This window comes from Pantoea sp. Cr_R13 (assembly GCF_029222565.1).
Taxonomy (GTDB): domain Bacteria; phylum Pseudomonadota; class Gammaproteobacteria; order Enterobacterales; family Enterobacteriaceae; genus Pantoea; species Pantoea eucalypti.
Map to the genome: position 1 here is coordinate 1 of NZ_JARHXL010000002.1, position 19949 is coordinate 19949.

Genomic DNA, 19949 nt, shown 5'->3' on the forward strand with positions numbered 1-19949 from the left:
AAGGCGTATGCTCCCTGAAGCCTGCTCAGCTGATAAGAGTGTGAATGCTTAGCAGTCAGATTGAGATCTGGCTTTGAACCTGTCAGTCATCTGAAGCGCCCATGTAAGTACCTGATGCGTCTGCCAGACGTGAAGCGAAGGGAGCATGTGCCTGTAGCAAAGCATCGCAGGCCAGGGATGGGCCGCGCTGAGCATGCCAGGGATGGCGTCTTTTGCGTCTTTGCGAAAGGCGTATGCTCCCTGTAGCCCGCACAGCGCTAATTCTTTGCCTGCAAATCACTTTTCTACAGACGAAAAAAAACCTGTCTTTTCAGACAGGTTTTCTTAAATATGGTCGGCGAGAGAGGATTCGAACCTCCGACCCACTGGTCCCAAACCAGTTGCGCTACCAAGCTGCGCTACTCGCCGATGGGGGCGCATGTTACTGCTACCCCCGATCAGCGTCAACCGCTTTTTATGCTTTTGCCGCCAATCGCCTGGAAAGCATGCGGTTACCCGTAATTAACCACCTGCCCTGCCCTTTTCGCTCACTATTACAGCGCTTTAGCCTGACCTTTGACCGGTGCCTGACACCAATTGTTGGCGGGGTTAATACCGCCATCTGGCGAGGTATAACCCAGACAGCCCAGAATGGTGTCGAACAACTCAACATGGCGATGAGTGCGGCCTACGCGCTGCTGCGCCTGCAAACGCTCAAAATTGCTGCGGTTCTGACTGTCTTCCAGATACTTATCTGACGCCCAGACCATCATGGGTACGCGGAACTGCTCAGGTGGCGCCATCTCGCGCGGCGTGCCGTGCAAATGCATATTCTCGCTAATCGACTCACCGTGATCAGAGGCATAGAAAACAATCGCCTTCTTATCACGCAGCTGATCCAGCACGCTATCCAGCATACTGTCGACATACAGCACCGAGTTGTCATAAGCGTTAATCAACTGCGCTTTGCTGCAGGTCTCGTCGACGCCCATGCACTCCGGCTGATATTTCGCGAAGCTGCGCGGATAACGCTGTGAATAGAGGTAGTGCGACCCTTTTGTGTGCAACACGATCAGATGCTTACCTTTCGGGAAACGATCCAGTGACGCTTTCATCTCCGGCACCAGCAGCATGTCATCCACCGCTTTGCCCTGATTACGCTTCTCTGAACCAATCTGCTCACGGAAAGCAAAGTTGTTGGCATTAATGTTGTCGTAGAACCAGACTTCGCTCTGCATCGCAAACAACTCAGACGTGAAGCCCAGCTCTTTCATCACCGCAAACACGTTTTGCTCTTTCAGCGTACGACCTGGGTTATCCATGGTGCCGCCTTCACGTACGAACATGCAACGCAGCGACAGCTTGGTCGCGGTATCACAGGACTCGCCGCGGAACGCCACAAGATTCTTCTCTTTTGACAGCTTTGGCGTTGTGTCACGCTCATAGCCCAGCATCCCCATGTGATCCCAGCGGGTGGTCTCACCAATCACAAACACCACGTAGGTGTCGTCCAGTCCGGCAGGCGCGACGTAGGTAAACTTCTTCGCCGGATCCAACAGTTCCTCGCTATTCAGCGTCTCATCCACGCGGGTCCAGGCAAAGAGTCCTACAGCTGCAAGCCAGTTTGAAGGAAGATAAGAGTGTGCCACGACACCGCCGTAGCTCGGCAGATCGACGTTGGTAATCTCTTCGTTTTGCTTCTGCAGTTTGTCCAGAAAGCGAATCGGCAACCAGACCAGCGCCACGCAAAGCAGCATGATCACGGAGGGTTTAAGACGCTGTCCCGGCGTGCGCAGCTGCTCATTCAACGTCATGCTCAGCTTATTGCGCCAGATCATCAGCAGCGGCAGCGCGCTCACCAGCACCATCCACAGAATGAAATGGTAGCCAACCACCTCTTTAGAAAGATCGGTATCAGTGGTCATCACCGAAGCCACAATGCCGTAGCCAATCACGACGTTAAAAAATGCCATGTAATAAGCAGCGGCAACGGAAATCAGCACTATCAGCGTGGCCAGCACGCGATAAAACCACTTTCCACCCAGCGACAGCAGCCGCATCAGGAAGAACGTCAGCAGCACAATGGCCACCACTTCAGTCACGGCAGTCAGCCAGTTCGTTATCGTAGAGTGCGTAAGAAAACCATCAAAACGACGATAGAAAATCGGTAAATTCAGTAAGATACCGAGGTAGAGCGCCAGCAGTAACGATAACTTCTGCTGAGTCAGGGTTTTAATATAATTCATGAAAAAAGGTGTTTCTCCGGTGTGAAGCGCTTAACCAAATCTTTTATGTGACTGCCGAAACGCGGCAGAGTTCGCTGAATAAGCGGACCGGACAAGATGAAGGAAAATTCTGAACGGATTTATAGGCTATAACGCGAGGTGGCTCAGTAAAGCATGAGGGCGTTTCATAGACCAGATAATAATCGCTGTCGACCTGATTAGCACATTTTTTGTACACGGCGCGGAGGATTAACCGGACAGGCTGACGCAGTGAGACGGGAGCGCAGGATTGAATAACAGGCAAAAGTGCGGACCTGATGATTTCAGGCCCGCAGCCATGCTTAGCGAATGATGTTCAGCGTCACGTCGATGTTGTTGCGCGTGGCGTTTGAGTAAGGACACACGATGTGTGCCGCATCCACCAGCTTCTGCGCTTCTGCTTCATCCATTCCCGGCAGGTGAATATTCAGCGTCGCTTCGATGCCAAAGCCGTTGGGGATTGGGCCGATACCCACTTCACCTTCAATCCACGCATCTTTTGGCATCGCGATTTTGTCGCGACCCGCAACAAACTTCATCGCACCGATGAAGCAGGCAGAATAGCCCGCCGCAAACAGCTGCTCAGGGTTGGTCACTTCGCCGCCTGCACCGCCCATCTCTTTTGGCACGCCCAGTTTAACGTCCAGTACACCGTCAGAAGAGGTTGCACGACCATCACGACCACCGGTAGCTTTGGCTTTGGCGCGGTAAACCACTTGTTCTAAAGACATGACATTTCTCCATTACACTATTTAATCGCCCGCTACTTATTTAACCGTAATCGGGCGGTGAGGTTCAACGGGTGCAACGCACCCGTCGGCAATATTTATCGTGACTGATTCAGGTTATCACGCAATCCATCAAGCTGTAATTTCAGCGCCAGCAGGGCATCATCGTCACAGGCAGTGGCACATTTAACCGCTTCAGGAATGGCTTCAGCCTTAACGCGCAGCGCACGGCCAGCCTCGGTCAGTGTTACTGCAACCTGCCGTTCATCCTGACGGGTACGCTGCCGGTTAATCAGACCCGCGCTTTCCAGTCGCTTCAGCAGTGGCGTTAATGTTGCCGAGTCTAAAAAAAGCTGCTCGCCAATCTCTGACACCGTAACATCATCTTTCTGCCACAACACCAGCATCACCAGATATTGTGGATAGGTAATGTCGAGCTGGCTCAGCAACTGGCGATACACTTTATTCATTGCCAGATTGGCAGAATAAAGCGCAAAGCAGAGTTGCTGATCGACCAACAGTGGCATCGTTTTCACTTTTTTGTCATCTTGATCACAGTTCATGATGTTTAATATAGATAGCGCGCTAGATAATTGCAAGCAAACTTTTAGTCAGGGGTAAAAGCATGCAGGATTCACTGGAAGAACAGGCGCGTCGATTCGCCACCGAGGCACATGCCAGTGCCGGTCAGCGTCGCAAATATACCGATGAGCCCTATATTGTTCATCCGGCCGCGGTGGTGGAACTGGTGCGCAGCGTCAGCCATGACGAGGCATTGTTAGCGGCAGCCTGGCTGCACGATACTGTAGAAGATACCTCCACGACCCAGAGCGATATCGAAGCCCATTTTGGCGCGCGCGTGGCCAGCCTGGTGGAGATGCTGACCGATAGCGCACCGGCTACGGCGAAAAATCGGGCGGCCCGCAAGCTTGCGCATTTTCGCCATACAGCCAGCGCCAGTCCTGAGGCACAGACTATTAAGCTGGCGGACATCATCGACAATACCCGCGCGATTGTGCGTTTTGATCCTGACTTTGCGCGGGTCTACCTGGTGGAAAAGCAGATACAGATTGCGTTGCTGAAGCAGGGAGATGCACAGTTGTGGCAGCAGGCTTCGACGATCATAGAAAGCGGGCTTGCCCGGTTGCGGGAGCCGCCCTACAGCGTACCGGATAGCTGGTTTGTCAAACAGGCCGCTAAATACAGCGAAAAACACGCATAAAAAAACCCGCCAGCGGCGGGTGTTTTCATGATGCCTGATTATTCAAGCAACTGGCGTCCCAGATAGGGATTGGCCTGTAATAACTTCATCAGTTTCTGCGCCGTCGCGGATGGACGGGTACGCCGGGCTTCCCAGCTTTTCACGGAAGATACGCTCACGCCCATCACTTTAGCAAACTCATCAACCTGCATGCCGGTCATTTCGCGCAGACGCTGTGGCTCTGGCTGGGCGGGTTGCTGACGCTGAATAAGTAACTCGGCGGCGCGATCATCACGTGTCAAAACAATCTGCTCAAGGCTGCTGAGCAATTCAAACATCGGGTCTTTTAATTCCATAGAGAACTCCTTAAAAACTCACTATGAAGCACGTGAAAGTAGAGAGGTACGAGCCTGAAGTCAGGACTCTGAAACCGGGCCTGTTCAGGCTGGATCCCGCAAGGGTTTGTTTTTGTTATGAGAAAAACCATTACGGGACACAGCCTGCGGTGCACTGCTTATAAAGGTGTCAGAACAATGCAACAAATGCCGGGAGACTAAGTATGGATAGAGACCTGACTATTTGCCGCGCAATTTATAATTATTTTTTTAACTAACGTTTGCCGAAAACGCTCCAGCGCTTCTAACCTGCTGAGGCGGTTGATTTTTGCGCCTGCACAGCGGGCAAAAAAATCAAATGGTGTTTGCTATTTATGTGGATGCCATCAAGCTTTTGGCGGGCACATTCTCATTTCTGTGAGGCATTACACCTCTTCAGGTAGTGAGTGCAAAATATACGCCAATGGTTTACTTCATGAACACTTATATTCACAGTTCTGATTAATTTAAGAATAGTCCTGGTTTGCCCCTGAGCCCTGGCGCGCGGCGGCTCACAGCGACGTGCGGAGAAATCTTTTATTCTGAACGCCGCCATATCGTCAGCGAAATCAACAGTCACTCTAACGAAACGGCAGATGCCTCATGCCGGTGCAGTCAGCGGTCCTTAATCGCGCTGATGCGCGCTAAAAGTGCAGCCTTGTGATTGCGCACTCATGACGGATAAATAGAGACCCGCCACCTGAAAGGATGAAGAGCGATGCGTGAAACAGATTTTGATGTCGGATACCCTTCTCATCGCGTACCGATGATGGGACGCAATGCCGTAGCGACCTCACAACCGCTGGCGGCGCAGGCGGGCTTACGGATGCTGCAGCAGGGCGGTAATGCTGTAGATGCCGCTGTCGCTACCGCCATCGCCTTAACTGTGCTGGAGCCAACCGGAAACGGCATCGGCAGCGATGCGTTTGCCATTGTCTGGGACGGCAGCGAGCTGCATGGATTAAACGCCTCAGGCCGTTCGCCCGCCGCGTGGCATCCTGAGCGCTTCGCCGGGTTGAGTGCAATGCCAGAAACCGGCTGGGAATCCGTTACCGTCCCGGGTGCCGTCTCGGCGTGGGTCACGCTGGCGCAGCGCTTCGGGACCTTACCGCTGACAACCCTGGCGCAACCCGCAATTGACTATGCGCGCAACGGTTTTCCGGTATCACCGCTGATTGGCCAGCTATGGCAGCGAGGCTATGACAAGCTGCGGGAGCAGCCTGGCTTCATCGACTGCTTTGCGCCGCAGGGCCGTCCACCCCGTGCGGGCGAGTTATTCCGCAATCCGGCTCAGGCACGGACCCTGCAGACGATCGCTGAGACACAGGGTGAAAGTTTTTATCGCGGCGCACTGGCGCAGAAGATGACAGCCTTTGCCCGTGAACATGGCGCGGCGCTGACGCTGGACGATTTTAAAAACCATCGCGCCGACTGGGTTACCCTGCTGTCACATCCGTTTGCCGGGGGATCGGTGCAGGAGTTGCCGCCTAACGGACAGGGCATTGCGACATTGATTGCGCTCGGCATTCTGGAAGCGTGGGAGATCAAACGTTATGCGCCTGATTCGCCGCAGTGGCTGCATCTCTCCATTGAGGCGATGAAACTGGCACTGGTTGATCTGGAACGTTATGTCACCGATGAAGATCATCTCGATTTCCCGGCAGCGTTACTGCTGAGTAAAGACTATATCCGCCAGCGGGCAGCGTTGATTGATCCTGACAAAGCGGGAGATTTCCGCTTTGGATCACCGCAGCAGAGCGGCACGGTGTATGTCGCGACGGCTGATGCCAGCGGTATGATGGTCTCATTCATCCAGTCTAACTACATGGGATTTGGCTCCGGCGTGGTGGTGCCCGACACCGGCATCAGCCTGCAGAACCGTGGGGCGGGCTTTTCACTCGATCCGCACCATCCTAACGTGGTGGCAGGTGGTAAACGCCCTTTTCACACCATCATCCCGGCCTTTGCGCTGGATGAGCAGGGTCAGCCGCTCATGGCGTTTGGTGTGATGGGCGGCCCGATGCAGGCGCAGGGCCATGTCCAGCTGGCGCTGCGAATTATGCTGCACCGCCAGAATCCGCAGGCTGCGATTGATGCGCCGCGCTGGCGGGTGGTTCAGGGACGCGAGGTCGTGTTTGAATCAACACTCGATCGCAATACCCTGAGCACGCTGCGCCGCATGGGTCACAACGTGGTACTGGAAGATCCCCTGAGCAATTACAACTTTGGTGGCGCACAGGCTATAGTGCGCGATCCGCAGGGTTTCTATATTGCAGCCAGCGAAAGTCGCAAAGATGGTCAGGCGGTGGTGTTTTAAGGCTGCAGCCGTGATCGCCCTACCGCTAAACTGACATTCAGGTTAACGCATGATGGCAGGAAACATAGCGCGCTCTGACGTGCGGGCGATCCCGTTGTATCACCGGCGTTTAAGAAAGCCTCTGCTTCACAGGCGGTTTCACATTGTGCCGTGACGGCGGTTTGTTCTATTCTTTAGGCCATTCCGACCTGGACATCAGACAGTACTACCGACAGGAGTTGACCCAATGGCTTCAGGACTTACACGCCTTATGGCACGCAGCGGCATTATGCTCGCTGGCGCGCTCATCGTGCTGCAACTCACCGCATGCGGTGACAAAGAAGGCGAGCAGCGTAAAGCATTTATTGATTTCCTCCAGAATACCGTGATGCGCAGTGGCGAGCATCTCCCTAGCCTCAGCGAAAACCAGAAGCAAAGCTTTGGCAACTTCGCCAGCGATTACGCCATCATGTACGGCTTTTCGCAGCAGGCGAACAAAGCCGTTGAACAGGGGATGCGTCCGGTGGTAGATGAACTTTCTGCCATTCGCGTTCCGCAGGATTATCTCACCCGTCGTGATTCCCTGCGTCAGGCCACAAGCGCATTGGTCATTGTTACCCAGCAGATTGAGAGCGCAAAAATGCAGGCGGACAGCAGCAAAGCGGCACTAAAGCAGACGGATGATCTGAAAAAAGTCTACGACACCGCCTATAACAAAGTGGTGACGGTTCCCGCCAATCAGCTGATTCCGCTGCTGCCTAAACTTCAGGCGCTGAGCCAGGCTGCCGTGCAGACCGGCGAATTCCTGCAAACTCAGGGCACCCGCGTCAGCTTTAATGACGGCGGCGTGCAGTTCCCGACGCAGGATCAGGCTACACAATATAACGCGATAATGAGCACGTTATCCGCTAATGCACAGGCGCTTCCTCAGGCACAAGCTGCCGTTCAGGGTGGCCTGCAGTAAATCTGCTTTATGGGCAGGCGTAGGTCGCCTGCCCGTCTCCACGCCTTTTCTAATCTCATCCGATAGCCTGTTGAATGAAGTGTGATCTGGCGCATTTTCGACCAAAAATAGTTTGTGATCTGAGTCACATTTATATAACTAACCCCCGCCCTTTTAGTGTGATCAAACTCACAGATAATCAGCTATCACGCGTAAAAACCAGGCAAAACAACACGTAACTGCTTTAAAAACGTGATCAATGTCACGCTAATCACCCCTGCCACCACCCTTAATCAGTGATATAGATCACACTTTATCCGCGTGCTACGCAGTGCCAAATTCGCGTGATAGAGTCCGCGTGCATACAGTAATACCACCGGCTACGAGTCGGGGTGGCTAAACAAAAACAAACGCGCTCTCCTATTGCAGCGCGTCTCAATAAGGGGTGGGTTTATGTCCTCATCAGTGAAGGTCAAAGTACAGAGCTTTGGTCGCTTTCTGAGTAATATGGTGATGCCAAACATCGGGGCGTTCATCGCCTGGGGTATCATCACCGCGCTGTTTATTCCAACTGGCTGGATCCCGAACGAAACGCTGGCCAAACTGGTTGGCCCAATGATTACCTACCTGCTGCCACTGCTAATCGGTTTTACCGGTGGGCGTCTGGTGGGCGGCGATCGTGGCGGTGTGGTCGGTGCAATTACGACAATGGGTGTGATTGTCGGTGCGGATATGCCGATGTTCCTCGGTGCAATGATTGCCGGTCCACTGGGCGGCTGGGCAATTAAGTCGTTTGACCGGGCGATTGACGGCAAAATCAAAAGCGGTTTCGAGATGCTGGTTAACAACTTCTCGGCCGGTATTATCGGGATGATTCTGGCACTGCTGGCGTTCCTGGCAATTGGTCCGCTGGTAGAAGGTCTGTCACACATTCTCGCCGCAGGCGTGAATCTCATGGTGCAGAACAACCTGCTGCCGCTGACCTCAATCTTCGTGGAACCGGCAAAAATCCTGTTCCTGAACAACGCCATCAACCACGGGATCTTCTCACCGCTGGGTATCCAGCAAGCCAGTGAGGCGGGCAAGTCGATCTTCTTCCTGATCGAAGCCAACCCGGGTCCGGGTATGGGCGTGCTGATGGCCTACATGTTCTTTGGTCGTGGTAGTGCTAAACAGTCTGCAGGCGGTGCGGCAATTATCCACTTCCTCGGCGGCATCCATGAGATCTACTTCCCGTATGTGCTGATGGCGCCTCGCCTGCTGCTGGCAGTCATCCTGGGAGGCATGACGGGTGTCTTCACGCTGACCGTGCTGAACGGTGGCCTGGTCTCTCCTGCTTCACCGGGTTCAATCCTGGCTGTGCTGGCGATGACACCAAAGGGTGCCTACTTTGCGAACATCGCCGCCATTGCTGCCGCTTTCGCCGTCTCCTTCGTGGTTTCCGCTATCCTGCTGAAAACCAGCAAAGTTAAAGAAGATGACGATATCGAAGCCGCGACTCAGCGCATGCATGAGATGAAAGCGCAGTCGAAAGGCCAGAGCGTGGCGGGTGCACCCGTCGCCAGCGATGCGATGAGCGTCGAGCTGCATCACGTGCGCAAAATTATCGTCGCCTGTGATGCCGGTATGGGCTCAAGCGCCATGGGTGCAGGTGTTCTGCGTAAGAAAGTGCAGGATGCAGGTCTGAGCAATGTGTCGGTGACGAATACCGCGATCAATGCCCTGCCAGGCGATGTCGATCTGGTGATTACCCATCGTGATCTGACCGAGCGTGCTATTCGCCAGGCTCCGCATGCGCAGCACATCTCGCTGAACAATTTCCTCGACAGTGCGCTCTACAGCACGCTGACCGAACGTCTGGTTGCCGCTAATCGCAGCGATGTGCATCGTCAAACGGTCACCACTGCGCTCTCTGACAGTTACGATGAAGGCAACGCACACCTGTTTAAACTGGGTGCAGATAACGTCTTCCTCGGCCTGACCGCCAGCAACAAAGAACAGGCAATTCGTTTTGCTGGTGAACAGCTGGTGAAAGGCGGTTATGTAGAGCCAGAATATGTTGACGCGATGCTGGCGCGTGAAAAACTGACGCCGACCTACCTCGGTGAGTCGATTGCGGTGCCGCACGGGACTGTTGAAGCGAAAGATCGCGTGCTGAAAACAGGCGTGGTGTTCTGTCAGTATCCGGCAGGCGTCCTGTTTGGCGAAGAGCCAGACGACGTCGCGCGCCTGGTGATTGGTATTGCTGCCCGTAACAACGAGCACATTCAGGTGATCACCAGCCTGACCAATGCGCTGGATGATGACAGCGTGATTGAGAAGCTGGCGAACACCACCAGCGTGCAGGAAGTACTGGATCTGCTGTCAGGCAAGCCTGCCGTCGCGTAATTCAGAGCAATTCTTTCCCTGGGGCGGTCATGCCCGTCCCGATTTCCTGGGGCGGGTTTGCCCGCCCCATCGTCATTTGATATGGGTCAAAAATTATGAAAGCGTTACATTTCGGAGCAGGAAACATTGGTCGCGGCTTTATCGGCAAATTACTGGCTGATGCAGGTATCGAACTGGTTTTTGCTGATGTGAATCAGACGGTGCTGGATGCACTGAACGCGCGTCATGAGTATCCCGTTCATGTGGTTGGCGAACAGGCCAAAGTAGAAACCGTTAAAGGCGTCAGTGCCGTAAACAGCACCAGCGATGAGATCATCAGCCTGGTCTCTGACGTCGATCTGGTTACCACCGCCGTGGGTCCGCAGATTCTGGAGCGTATTGCCGGCAGTGTGGCAAAAGGTCTGGTAAAACGCAGCGACAACGGTAACACCCGTCCATTAAATATCATCGCCTGTGAGAATATGGTGCGCGGCACCAGCCAGCTAAAACAGCATGTGCTGAAGGCGCTGCCGGCGCAGTATCACGCCTGGCTGGAAGAGCATGTCGGCTTTGTGGATTCCGCTGTCGATCGCATTGTGCCCCCTTCTGAAGCAGGCAGCACCGATCCACTGGAAGTAACCGTTGAAACCTTCAGCGAATGGATCGTCGATCAAACCCAGTTTAAAGGTGACCTGCCAGCCATTCCTGGCATGGAGCTGACCGACAATCTGATGGCCTTTGTTGAGCGTAAACTCTTCACCCTGAACACCGGTCACGCCATTACCGCCTACCTCGGCCAGCTGGCCGGTCATCAGACCATTCGTGACGCCATCCTCGACGAAAAAATCCGGGCCGTAGTGAAAGGCGCAATGGATGAGAGCGGCGCGGTACTGATTAAACGTTACGGTTTTGACGCGGAAAAACATGCGGCCTATATCCAGAAAATTCTGGGTCGTTTTGAAAATCCGTATCTGAAAGATGATGTTGAGCGTGTAGGCCGTCAGCCGCTGCGTAAACTTAGCGCGGGCGATCGCCTGATTAAGCCCACGCTGGGCACACTGGAGTATGGTTTACCGCACGCCAGCCTGGTGCAGGGTATTGCTGCTGCCATGCACTACCATAGCGATCAGGACCCGCAGGCACAGGAACTGGCCGCGCTGCTGGCAGAAAAAGGCCCGCAGGCTACGCTGGCTGAGATTTCAGGACTGGATGCCGACAGCGAAGTGGTGGCTTCTGTGGTGAGCGCCTGGCACGCTATGGCATAATGCGCACGTGTTAGTGACGCAAGCCGGGCGCAGTTCGCCTGCGCCCAACGGCGGTATTGAACCCATGCAGGCAATAATGGAAGAGAAGCAGGCTTTTGAGAACCGGGTGCTTGAGCGCCTGAACGCCGGTCGTTCGGTGAGAAGCTTTCTGATCGCCGCCGTTGAGCTATTGGCTGAAGCCGTCAATCTGCTGGTGCTGCAGGTGTTCCGCAAAGATGACTATGCGGTTAAATATGCCGTAGAACCGCTGCTTCTGGGTAATGGCCCTTTGGGCGAACTCTCGGTTCGCCTGAAGCTGATTTACGGACTTGGCGTCATCAGCCGGCACGAATATGAAGATGGTGAACTGCTGCTGGCGCTGCGCGAAGAGCTGAATCACGACCACGGCGATTATCGTTTTACTGACGACGAGATTCTCGGCCCGTTTGGGGAACTGCACTGTGTCACGGCCTGGCCACCCGCGCCGGTGTTTAATACTGAAGATCCCGAGCTGCGCAGTATGCAGCAGCAGCGCTATCTGCAGATGGTGCGATCCACCATGGTCCTGTCACTCACCGAGCTGATCGCGCGCATCAGTATGAAGCAGGCGTTTAAAAAGTCCGGTAGCTGATCCTGTCAGGCGCCATTATGGCGCCTTTTTCGTCTTAACCTGAACGGGAATATGCGCCAGATTTGGTGTATCCTTGCCCTGTTTTCCTCAACGAGTTGTTGTCATGAAAGAGCAAGAAAAGAACGAAATCAAACTTCTCAGCGATAAGCTGGACGCATTGAACCGCAAAGAACCGCAGCTACTTGAATCGGGTGATGTCGAGAAACTGGGCGCGTTGCTGAAAGAGAAAGAAGCGCTGGTCATTGAGATTGAGCGCCTGCGCGGTCAGCGAGTTGAAAAACTCAGTGCCGAAGCGCAGAAGCTGCAGAAAATGGGCTTCAGCCGCGAAATTACCAAAAAAGAGCAGGCAAATCTGGGCGCGCTGAAGAAAAGCGTGCGCGGCCTGGTGGTGGTGCATCCAATGACCGCGCTGGGACGTGAGATGGGTCTGACAGCGATGACCGGCTTCGCTAAAACCGCATTCTGACGGGGTCGATCAGGCAGCAGCCTGATCGACATCGGCTTTGCGTTCGCCAGCGGCGGCGTACACCTGCTCCGCCAGCGCATCCAGCAGTTCATAGCGACGGCGATACTCTGCCCGCTTCTTACTGGCGATCTCCTCCAGTGTCTTGCGCGGCAGGCTCAGCGGCAGAGTAAACATCCCATCTTTGCGCGCTTCACCGCTCAGCGACAGCCAGAATTCACTGTAGCTGGCAAAGAACTTATCCCCTTTGCTATGGCGATAACGCAGACTGCGGAAGACATGTGTCTCATCACCTACCGCCAGAATATTTTCCACACCGCACTGCTTCGCAACAATAAATACCGCTTCCATTAACAGACGCTTTGGAAAGAGACCGTGAGCCGCTTTGGTCGCCTCGCGGATCATCTCATTATTGATATGTTTCCGCGGCCCCTGTAGTCCACCAATTAACAGAGTGCGCTGGCTATTCTCGTTGAGAATAGAAAATGAGAGCGATGCAATAATTTCGTCGTTATAACGCAATACCAGTGTCACTTCCCCTTCCCGGTCGAAATAACCAGAGCTGCACGAGAGGATAAAGTTTTCACCATTTTTACCGGTCAGTGTGGCCAGTGGATTATCCGTAGCGCTTTGCAACAGCTGGCGCAGCATAGGATTTTCCAGATTATTCATCAGGCTGTAATGATCAAGTATCGCCTGCGCACGTGCTGCAATGCTCAGTCCTGAACGCAGATAGGGCCGGTGCAGCTTAGCGGGCAACAATCCCTGCGTGCTCATCAGCAGCGGGAGTTGCGGTAAATGCGACAACGCGTCCAGATAATGCAGCGTAGTCAGTGGCGATATTAAGGTTCTTAACACAAATTTCAGGCGGAAACGTTTACTTTTCCAGAGTTTATCCGGAACATATTTCCCGCTAATTAACTGAAAAAAAAGAGAAGCAGAGGATTCGGTCGTATTTTCCTGAGTAGTTATAATTGACATAGTCAGCGACACACAATGAGTTAAACAAGAATGTCACTGAAAATAACATAGTCAATATCAACGGCAGGTTAATGCGGAATAACATTAAAACTCATATCTGATGACTTCGGGTCCGAATCTGGAATACACAAAATAGAGATAAAAAAAACCGGCGAAATAAATTTCACCGGTTTATCTTCATTGCGTTTACGCTTTGTTAACTTACTGAGCAGCAGCGAAGCGGGCTGCCGCTTCGTCCCAGTTAACCACGTTCCAGAACGCTTTGATGTAGTCAGGACGCTTGTTCTGATACTTCAGATAGTAAGCGTGTTCCCACACATCCAGACCGATGATCGGGAAGCCAGAAACGCCGGCAACCGCTTCACCCATCAGCGGGTTATCCTGGTTTGCGGTAGAAACCACAGCCAGTTTGTCGCCTTTCTTAACCAGCCATGCCCAGCCAGAACCGAAACGGGTCGCAGCGGCTTTCTCGAACTCTTCCTGGAATTTTTCCACGCTACCGAAATCTTTCTCGATAGCCGCTTTCAGGTCGCCCTGCAGCGTGGTGCCGGTTTTCAGGCCTTTCCAGAACAGGCTGTGGTTAGCGTGACCACCTGCGTTGTTACGCAGTGGGCCTTTTTTGTCTGCTGGCAGCTGATCCAGTTTAGTGATCAGCTCTTCTACCGGCAGATTAGCAAATTCAGTACCTTCCAGCGCGGCGTTAGCGTTGTTCACATAGGTCTGGTGGTGTTTGGTGTGATGGATCTCCATCGTCTGCTTGTCGAAATGCGGTTCCAGTGCGTCGTATGCGTAAGGCAGGGATGGCAGTGAATAACTCATGTTCTTCCTCTCCATTTAGTTTGAGCAGCACGACGAATTCGGGACGTGCCGCGTAAGCAGTCGAATCATTATAGTTAAATTCATGTAGCGTAAAAGGGTAATCAATGCCCTATTAACCATAAGGATTTGCGAAAGCCGGCATTAGCAACCCGTTGTTTTTACAGTGTGCTGATGCTGGCTCTGCCTTTTCAGACGTGCCAGGCAGGGAGAGCAGCACGCTGATGCCAGGCTATCAGCCAGCACGCCTCCCGCCTGAACGCCGCGTCGGCCCTGCTCTGCGCGTTACTGACCCAGCTCGCGCAGGGCGCTGTCGAGTGCGCCAACCAGCCAGTCGATATCGCTCTCCTGGAAAGCCAGTGGTGGACGCAGTTTCAGCACATTCCCATACGGACCGGCGACCGAGGTGAGCACACGATGTTCACGAAGCTTCTCAATCAAATCCAGCGCCAGCGTTTTGTCCGGCGTTTTGCTGTGACGATCGGTGACCAGCTCAAAGCCGATAAACAGTCCGGCACCGCGCACATCCCCCACACACTCATAGCGATCCATCAGGGTTCGCAGCTCAGCCAGAAGCTTCGCGCCGACCACGCGGCTGTGTTCCTGTAATCCCTCTTCGGTAATCACGTTCAGCACCGCCTGCGCCGCCGCCATCGCGACCGGATTCCCCCCAAAGGTATTGAAGTAGGGAATCGAATCGCTGAAGGCTGCCAGCACATCACTTTTTGCCAGCAGTCCGGAAACCGGAATGCCATTGCCCATCGGCTTGCCAGTGGTAATCACATCAGGCACCACATCGTGGCGACCAAAGCCCCAGAACGCGTCGCCGGTACGGCCAAAACCAGGCTGAACTTCGTCAGCAATAAAAATGCCGCCGTTGGCATGCACCACCTCAATCGCTTTTTTCAGGAAGCCGCGAGGATTGGGCAGAACGCCGTCCGAGGAGAAAATCGAGTCCGCCAGGAAACCGGCAAATTTAATGCCGTGCGCCGCCATGTCATCAATCTGCTGCTGAATCTGATCTGCGAACCAGTCACCCAGGTCGGGCGCATCCACACGGTAGGCATCTGGCGGCATCACCAGCCGCGTGGTCGGTGCCAGCGGCTGTCCACTGCCCAGTGCCGGAGACGCGCCGGAGGTCAGCTCACTGGTGCCGTGATAGGCCTCTTTACTGACGATAATTCCGGTACCGCCGCTGAACGCGCGCGCCACTCGAATCGCCAGATCGTTGGCTTCCGATCCGGTGCACATGTACATCGCGCGATCGATCGCCGCAGGTGTCGTTGCCAGCAGCGCTTCACTGTAATCCAGAATCTTTTCATGCAGGTAACGCGTGTGGGTGTTCAGCATTTTCATCTGCTGCGTCACCGCCTCAATCACGGCCGGATGGCAATGACCGATGCTCGCCACGTTGTTGTAAACGTCGAGATATTTATCGCCCGCTGCGTCCCACAGATATTGCCCTTCACCCCGCACCAGATGAACCGGTTTGCGATAGAACAGGCGATAGGATTCGCCAAGCACTTTGCTGCGTTTATCGGTCAGTTTGCGTGTGTCACTGTCGAGCGCATCGGCATGTTCAGCACGAAAACTGTTGGTATCCATAATGGTGGAACGCGTGGCCATATTGACTCCCGTTACAAGGATGAAGGAAGAAGAGCGGACTCCTGTATCATGCCTGCCTGAATCTAAAATGCAACCAAATACACAAAAGCAATAAAATACACATGACGCCGTCAAGCCGCCGCGCTAAGCTTGCTCTCTGATCCAGACAGAATCTTTCGCGTCACTGGCGTATCATCCATGCTCTTCGCGCTTTATAAGGATTTCTCTATGCTGCAGGAAACGCGCCTTCATCGCATCCGTGCCTTACTGACCCGGCTAAACCAGGTCAGTACCGAGCGCATTATCAGGGAGCTGGGGGTGTCACGCGAAACCGCGCGCCGCGACATCATTGAGATGGAAGCGCTGGGTCTGGCACGCCGCGTCCACGGTGGCCTGGTGGCCATTGAAACCCAGGCTGAACCGCCGCTGACGGAACGTCGCAGCACCCAGACCCGGGAGAAACGCGCAATCGCCCGCGCCGCTGCGCAATTGCTGCAGCCCGGACAGACGCTGTTTCTTGATGCGGGCAGCACCACCACGCTGCTGGCAGAGGAGTTACACGCCCTTTCCGGCCTGACGATAGTGACCAACAGCCTGCAGGCCGCGCTGGCACTGAGCGCTGGAGAAGAAAACCAGCCGTTGAATAATCAGATTATTTTGCTGGGTGGGACGATGTCGGCGGGTGCGCAACAGACGCGCGGCGAAATCACCGTTGGCGAGATTATCCGCTACCGAGCCGATGTCGCGCTGCTGTCGCCAGTGGGGATTGACGCAGAGTGCGGTGGCAGCAGTTTTCACCCGCACGAAGCGGCTATCGCCAGAGCAATGGTGCAGCAATCCGCTGCCTGCTATCTGCTGGCCGATCACACCAAACTCGGCGTGGTCAGCCGCACGGTTTACGCGCCGCCGCAGGCAATCTCCCTGCTGATTACTGACAGTGGCGGCGACAACAGTGTCGCCCTTGAGGCGTTGCAGCAGACATTGCCAGCGGTAATGGTGGTTTAACGCAGACGCTGAGGATGGCTGTAGACTGTGGCGCGGCCAGGTTTACTGAATCCAACCAGCGTCAGGTTGCAGCGCTCAGCCACCTCAACCGCCAGGCGGGTCGCCGCCGAGACCGCAAACAGGATCTCTACGCCGCACATGGCAGACTTCTGCACCATTTCATAACTGGCGCGGCTGGAGACCAGCACCGCGCCCGGTCCCCACGCAGCCTGACTGCGATAACCCAGCAACTTATCCAGTGCCACATGGCGCCCCACATCTTCACAGCCACCCGCCAGTTGACCATCAGGCTGGATCCACGCAGCAGCATGGGTGCAGCCCGTTTTCTGTCCGACCGGCTGATAATCTTTCAGCTGGCCCAGCGCCCGATCCAGGTGGTCCAGCGCGAAGGTCTGGGTAAACGGCAGCGGAGAGAGCGGCTTGCCAATCTGGTCCAGCTGTTCAACACCGCACACGCCGCAGCCGGTCCGGCCTGCCAGCGCGCGACGCTGTTCTTTCAGCGCCATAAAGCGGCGGCTGGACAGCTCAATCTGCACCTCAATACCGTAACAGCCCGGCACAATGTCCATGCCGAAAATGTCGCCAGGTGCGTCGATAATGCCCTCTGATAGCGAAAAGCCCAGCGCAAATGCCTCCAGGTCTTTGGGCGTGGTCATCATCACCACGTGTGATATACCGTTATAGACCAGCGCCACCGGAACTTCGTCTGCCAGCCAGTCATCCTGTGCATCGGTCAGACTGGCGCGCTGCCACACCTGCGTCCTGCTAACGCCGGTTTGAATTGTTAAACCTTCGCCTGAATCAGGCTGGATAGCTTTCAAAAATATGACCTGTTGATAAGAGATGATCTCATTCGGTGCCCGGTAATGCAGAGCATAGACGCGTCCTGATTCTGCCTTTTAGCCCCCGAAAGCGCAAATAAACAGCGAGCCAATTGATGCGGTTTATTCAGTGAAAATAGCTGTCGCCATGCCTGCTGGCGGCCCCATGAGAGCGGGTCTTTTTCATGTCTTAACCCCGGGAAAATCTGCAAATCACTGGGGTGTTAATGCGGATGTTTTGGGGGTAACCCGAAACACACGCCAATCCGTCGCCTTACCCTTTAACGGGCCAGAGAGATTCATCAGATTACAATGAATAAAGAGGCAGGAGACCCCCGTAAAGAGAACTTTGGTCAGAAGAGTGTGTTCTGGACTGCTATCATCAGCGTAGTACCGCCGCCTGCCAGCGGCATTGTGATTCGGGAACCGTACTTTTCAGATGCCTTTGTCATTCCGCTGAGTCGGCTGGCACTGATTGTGCATTCTGTTTCGGCAGTGACGCTGATCATCGTCATTATGGTGCCCGTTTATGCCGCATTATGGGTCAGAGGCACACTGGCCGCGAGGGTAGAAGGCTGGATATGCTCTTAATGAATGAGCCGGACAGCATTATCCTTGTGGATATCGTGAGCGGCGTAATTCGCCAATAAAACAGGAAAAACGCCCCTGATGAGTATTCGTATAATCCCGCAGAATCCGCTGGAGAAAGGCGAAAAAACAACGGAGGAGAGAATTCCGCCGTTACTTTTTCCACGGTTGAAAAATTTATACAGCCGTCGTGCCGCGCGACTGCGCGATCTTGCGGCGAAAAATCCACTCGGCGATTATCTGCGCTTTGCGGCGGTGATCGCTGAAGCACAGGAGATTGTGCTGTATGACCATCCTCTGCATCTCGATCTGCATGCCCGACTGACGCAGAGCGCCAGCGAGGGCAAGCCACCGCTGAACATCCATACCCTGCCGCGCGATTCACACTGGCAACGGCTGCTGCACTCGCTGATTGCTGAGCTGAAGCCGGAGATGAGCGGTCAGGCGCTGGCGGTGCTGGAGAATCTGGAGAAGGCCTCAGCCACAGAGCTGGAGACACTGGCCGGTGCGCTGTTTACCGGCGAGTATGCACAGGTGAGCAACGATAAAGCGCCCTTTATCTGGGCAGCACTCTCGCTCTACTGGGCGCAGATGGCAGCCCTGATACCCGGTAAGGCACACGCTGAGATGGGGAATCAGCGTCAGTTCTGTCCGGTCTGCGCCAGTATGCCGGTCGCCAGCATCGTTCATATGGGCAGTCATGAAAGCGCGCGTTATCTGCGCTGCAATCTGTGCGAAAGTGAATGGCATGTCGTGGGCAGCAAATGTACCCAGTGCGAACAGACCCGTGACCTGCACTACTGGTCGCTCAGCAGCGAGAAAGCGGCCGTGAAGGCGGAAAGCTGTGGCGACTGCGGCACCTATCTGAAGATGCTCTATCAGGAGAACGATCCGGCCATTGAACCGGTGGCCGATGACCTGGCGTCGCTGATACTGGATGCAAAAATGGAGCTGGAAGGCTTCGCGCGCAGCAGTCTCAATCCTTTTATGTTTCCTGGCGAATAGTCACTGAATCCGGAGAACCTGATGAAACTGATTGGCAGCTATACCAGCCCGTTTGTGCGTAAGATTTCGATTATCCTGCTGGAAAAAGGCATCACGTTTGAATTCGTTAATGCATCGCCTTACAGCGATGACAGTCACGTGTCGCACTACAATCCGCTGGGCAAAGTTCCGGCGCTGGTCGCTGACGATAAGCAAATCTGGTTCGACTCCAGCATCATCGCGGAATTTCTGGAACTGCGCGGTGAGGAGCCGGCCCTGCTGCCTGCCGATCCGCTTAAGTCGCTCAACATCCGTCAGCTGGAGAAGCTGGCAGATGGCGTCAGCGACGCTGCGCTGGTGATTGTTCGCGAGCAGATGCGTCCGGGTAATTTGCAGTCCGAAGAGGTCCTGCTGCGTAATCGTGAAAAGATTAAGCGCAGCCTCGACATGCTGGAAGCCGTGGCCGCTGAAGGAAAATGGCTGAACAACGGCCAGCTCAGTCTGGCGGATATCGCCACCGGCTGCATGATCGGCTATCTCAATTTCCGCCGCGTGGTGCCAAACTGGTGTGTCGAACGACCGGCGCTGGTGAAGCTGGCGGAAACGCTGTTTCAGCGTGAGAGCTTTGCGCGGACGACGCCGCCTGCGGCGTGATGGGT

At 54.6% G+C, this 19949-nt stretch carries 18 protein-coding genes, 1 tRNA gene and 1 pseudogene; 11 read left to right on the forward strand and 9 right to left on the reverse strand.

The features are described from left to right. Positions 1-331: 331 nt before the first annotated feature. The 4 genes from P2R09_RS00560 to P2R09_RS00575 all read right to left on the reverse strand — a co-directional run bounded on the left by P2R09_RS00560 (position 332) and on the right by P2R09_RS00575 (position 3534). Positions 332-408: transfer RNA gene (locus tag P2R09_RS00560), tRNA-Pro, on the reverse strand. A gap of 125 nt (positions 409-533) precedes the next feature. Next, positions 534-2225 carry a kdo(2)-lipid A phosphoethanolamine 7''-transferase gene (gene eptB / locus P2R09_RS00565; RefSeq protein ID WP_275766054.1) on the reverse strand — a complete coding sequence of 564 codons (1692 nt, stop codon included), beginning with the start codon at positions 2223-2225 and terminating at the stop codon, positions 534-536. 320 nt (positions 2226-2545) lie between these two features. Further along, positions 2546-2974: an organic hydroperoxide resistance protein gene (locus P2R09_RS00570; protein ID WP_003848051.1), complete on the reverse strand. Its 429-nt coding sequence runs from the start codon at positions 2972-2974 to the stop codon at positions 2546-2548. Positions 2975-3069: 95 nt separating this feature from the next. Then, positions 3070-3534 (reverse strand): MarR family transcriptional regulator, encoded by a 465-nt coding sequence (locus P2R09_RS00575; RefSeq protein WP_095706422.1) that lies wholly within the window; start codon positions 3532-3534, stop codon positions 3070-3072. A gap of 62 nt (positions 3535-3596) precedes the next feature. Between P2R09_RS00575 and P2R09_RS00580 the strand changes: the two genes are divergently transcribed. After that, entirely contained in the window at positions 3597-4193 is a 597-nt protein-coding gene (locus P2R09_RS00580; protein WP_275766060.1) for an HD domain-containing protein, read from the forward strand. A gap of 38 nt (positions 4194-4231) precedes the next feature. Here the strand turns inward: P2R09_RS00580 and P2R09_RS00585 are convergent, their stop codons facing one another. Then, the gene (locus P2R09_RS00585; RefSeq protein ID WP_003848045.1) at positions 4232-4528 is read right to left on the reverse strand and encodes an HTH-type transcriptional regulator; all 297 of its coding nucleotides are present in this window, start codon (positions 4526-4528) and stop codon (positions 4232-4234) included. A 736-nt stretch (positions 4529-5264) separates the two neighbouring features. Between P2R09_RS00585 and P2R09_RS00590 the strand changes: the two genes are divergently transcribed. The 6 genes from P2R09_RS00590 (at position 5265) to P2R09_RS00615 (ending at position 12493) form a co-directional block, all read left to right on the forward strand. Continuing rightward, entirely contained in the window at positions 5265-6863 is a 1599-nt protein-coding gene (locus P2R09_RS00590; protein ID WP_275766063.1) for a gamma-glutamyltransferase family protein, read from the forward strand. A gap of 226 nt (positions 6864-7089) precedes the next feature. Then, complete coding sequence (locus P2R09_RS00595; RefSeq protein WP_275766066.1) at positions 7090-7806, forward strand: DUF3053 domain-containing protein; 717 nt, start codon at positions 7090-7092, stop codon at positions 7804-7806. 432 nt (positions 7807-8238) lie between these two features. Beyond that, on the forward strand, positions 8239-10173 hold the full coding sequence (locus P2R09_RS00600) for a PTS mannitol transporter subunit IICBA (protein ID WP_154926833.1): 1935 nt from the start codon (positions 8239-8241) through the stop codon (positions 10171-10173). A 95-nt stretch (positions 10174-10268) separates the two neighbouring features. Then, complete coding sequence (gene mtlD, locus P2R09_RS00605) at positions 10269-11417, forward strand: mannitol-1-phosphate 5-dehydrogenase (protein ID WP_275766071.1); 1149 nt, start codon at positions 10269-10271, stop codon at positions 11415-11417. Positions 11418-11481: 64 nt separating this feature from the next. After that, complete coding sequence (mtlR, locus tag P2R09_RS00610) at positions 11482-12027, forward strand: mannitol operon repressor MtlR (protein WP_181162247.1); 546 nt, start codon at positions 11482-11484, stop codon at positions 12025-12027. 103 nt (positions 12028-12130) lie between these two features. Continuing rightward, positions 12131-12493, forward strand: a complete 363-nt coding sequence (locus P2R09_RS00615) for a YibL family ribosome-associated protein (RefSeq protein WP_003848030.1) — start codon at positions 12131-12133, stop codon at positions 12491-12493. A gap of 9 nt (positions 12494-12502) precedes the next feature. Here the strand turns inward: P2R09_RS00615 and P2R09_RS00620 are convergent, their stop codons facing one another. The 3 genes from P2R09_RS00620 to P2R09_RS00630 all read right to left on the reverse strand — a co-directional run bounded on the left by P2R09_RS00620 (position 12503) and on the right by P2R09_RS00630 (position 15913). Continuing rightward, a complete protein-coding gene (locus tag P2R09_RS00620) occupies positions 12503-13471 on the reverse strand; it encodes a VirK/YbjX family protein (protein WP_008926408.1) in 969 nt (322 codons plus the stop codon). 201 nt (positions 13472-13672) lie between these two features. Continuing rightward, positions 13673-14290, reverse strand: coding sequence for a superoxide dismutase [Mn] (gene sodA, locus P2R09_RS00625; protein WP_008926407.1), 618 nt, complete (start codon positions 14288-14290; stop codon positions 13673-13675). A gap of 282 nt (positions 14291-14572) precedes the next feature. Further along, positions 14573-15913 carry an aspartate aminotransferase family protein gene (locus tag P2R09_RS00630; protein ID WP_003849706.1) on the reverse strand — a complete coding sequence of 447 codons (1341 nt, stop codon included), beginning with the start codon at positions 15911-15913 and terminating at the stop codon, positions 14573-14575. A 207-nt stretch (positions 15914-16120) separates the two neighbouring features. Between P2R09_RS00630 and P2R09_RS00635 the strand changes: the two genes are divergently transcribed. Beyond that, positions 16121-16897, forward strand: coding sequence for a DeoR/GlpR family DNA-binding transcription regulator (locus P2R09_RS00635; RefSeq protein WP_275766080.1), 777 nt, complete (start codon positions 16121-16123; stop codon positions 16895-16897). Here P2R09_RS00635 and fdhD read toward each other — a convergent pair. After that, a complete protein-coding gene (fdhD, locus tag P2R09_RS00640) occupies positions 16894-17718 on the reverse strand; it encodes a formate dehydrogenase accessory sulfurtransferase FdhD (RefSeq protein ID WP_345799218.1) in 825 nt (274 codons plus the stop codon). The two genes, P2R09_RS00635 and fdhD, sit on opposite strands and share 4 nt — an antisense overlap. Before the next feature lie 288 nt (positions 17719-18006). Between fdhD and P2R09_RS00645 the strand changes: the two are divergent. The 3 genes and pseudogenes from P2R09_RS00645 to P2R09_RS00655 form a co-directional block, all read left to right on the forward strand. Then, positions 18007-18388 (forward strand): annotated as a pseudogene (locus P2R09_RS00645) (formate dehydrogenase cytochrome b556 subunit); the annotation flags it as partial. Further along, positions 18388-19311, forward strand: a complete 924-nt coding sequence (fdhE, locus tag P2R09_RS00650; RefSeq protein WP_275766085.1) for a formate dehydrogenase accessory protein FdhE — start codon at positions 18388-18390, stop codon at positions 19309-19311. The pseudogene P2R09_RS00645 and the gene fdhE, both read left to right, overlap by 1 nt. Positions 19312-19332: 21 nt before the next feature. Further along, positions 19333-19944 carry a glutathione S-transferase gene (locus tag P2R09_RS00655; protein WP_275766087.1) on the forward strand — a complete coding sequence of 204 codons (612 nt, stop codon included), beginning with the start codon at positions 19333-19335 and terminating at the stop codon, positions 19942-19944. Positions 19945-19949 lie beyond the last annotated feature (5 nt).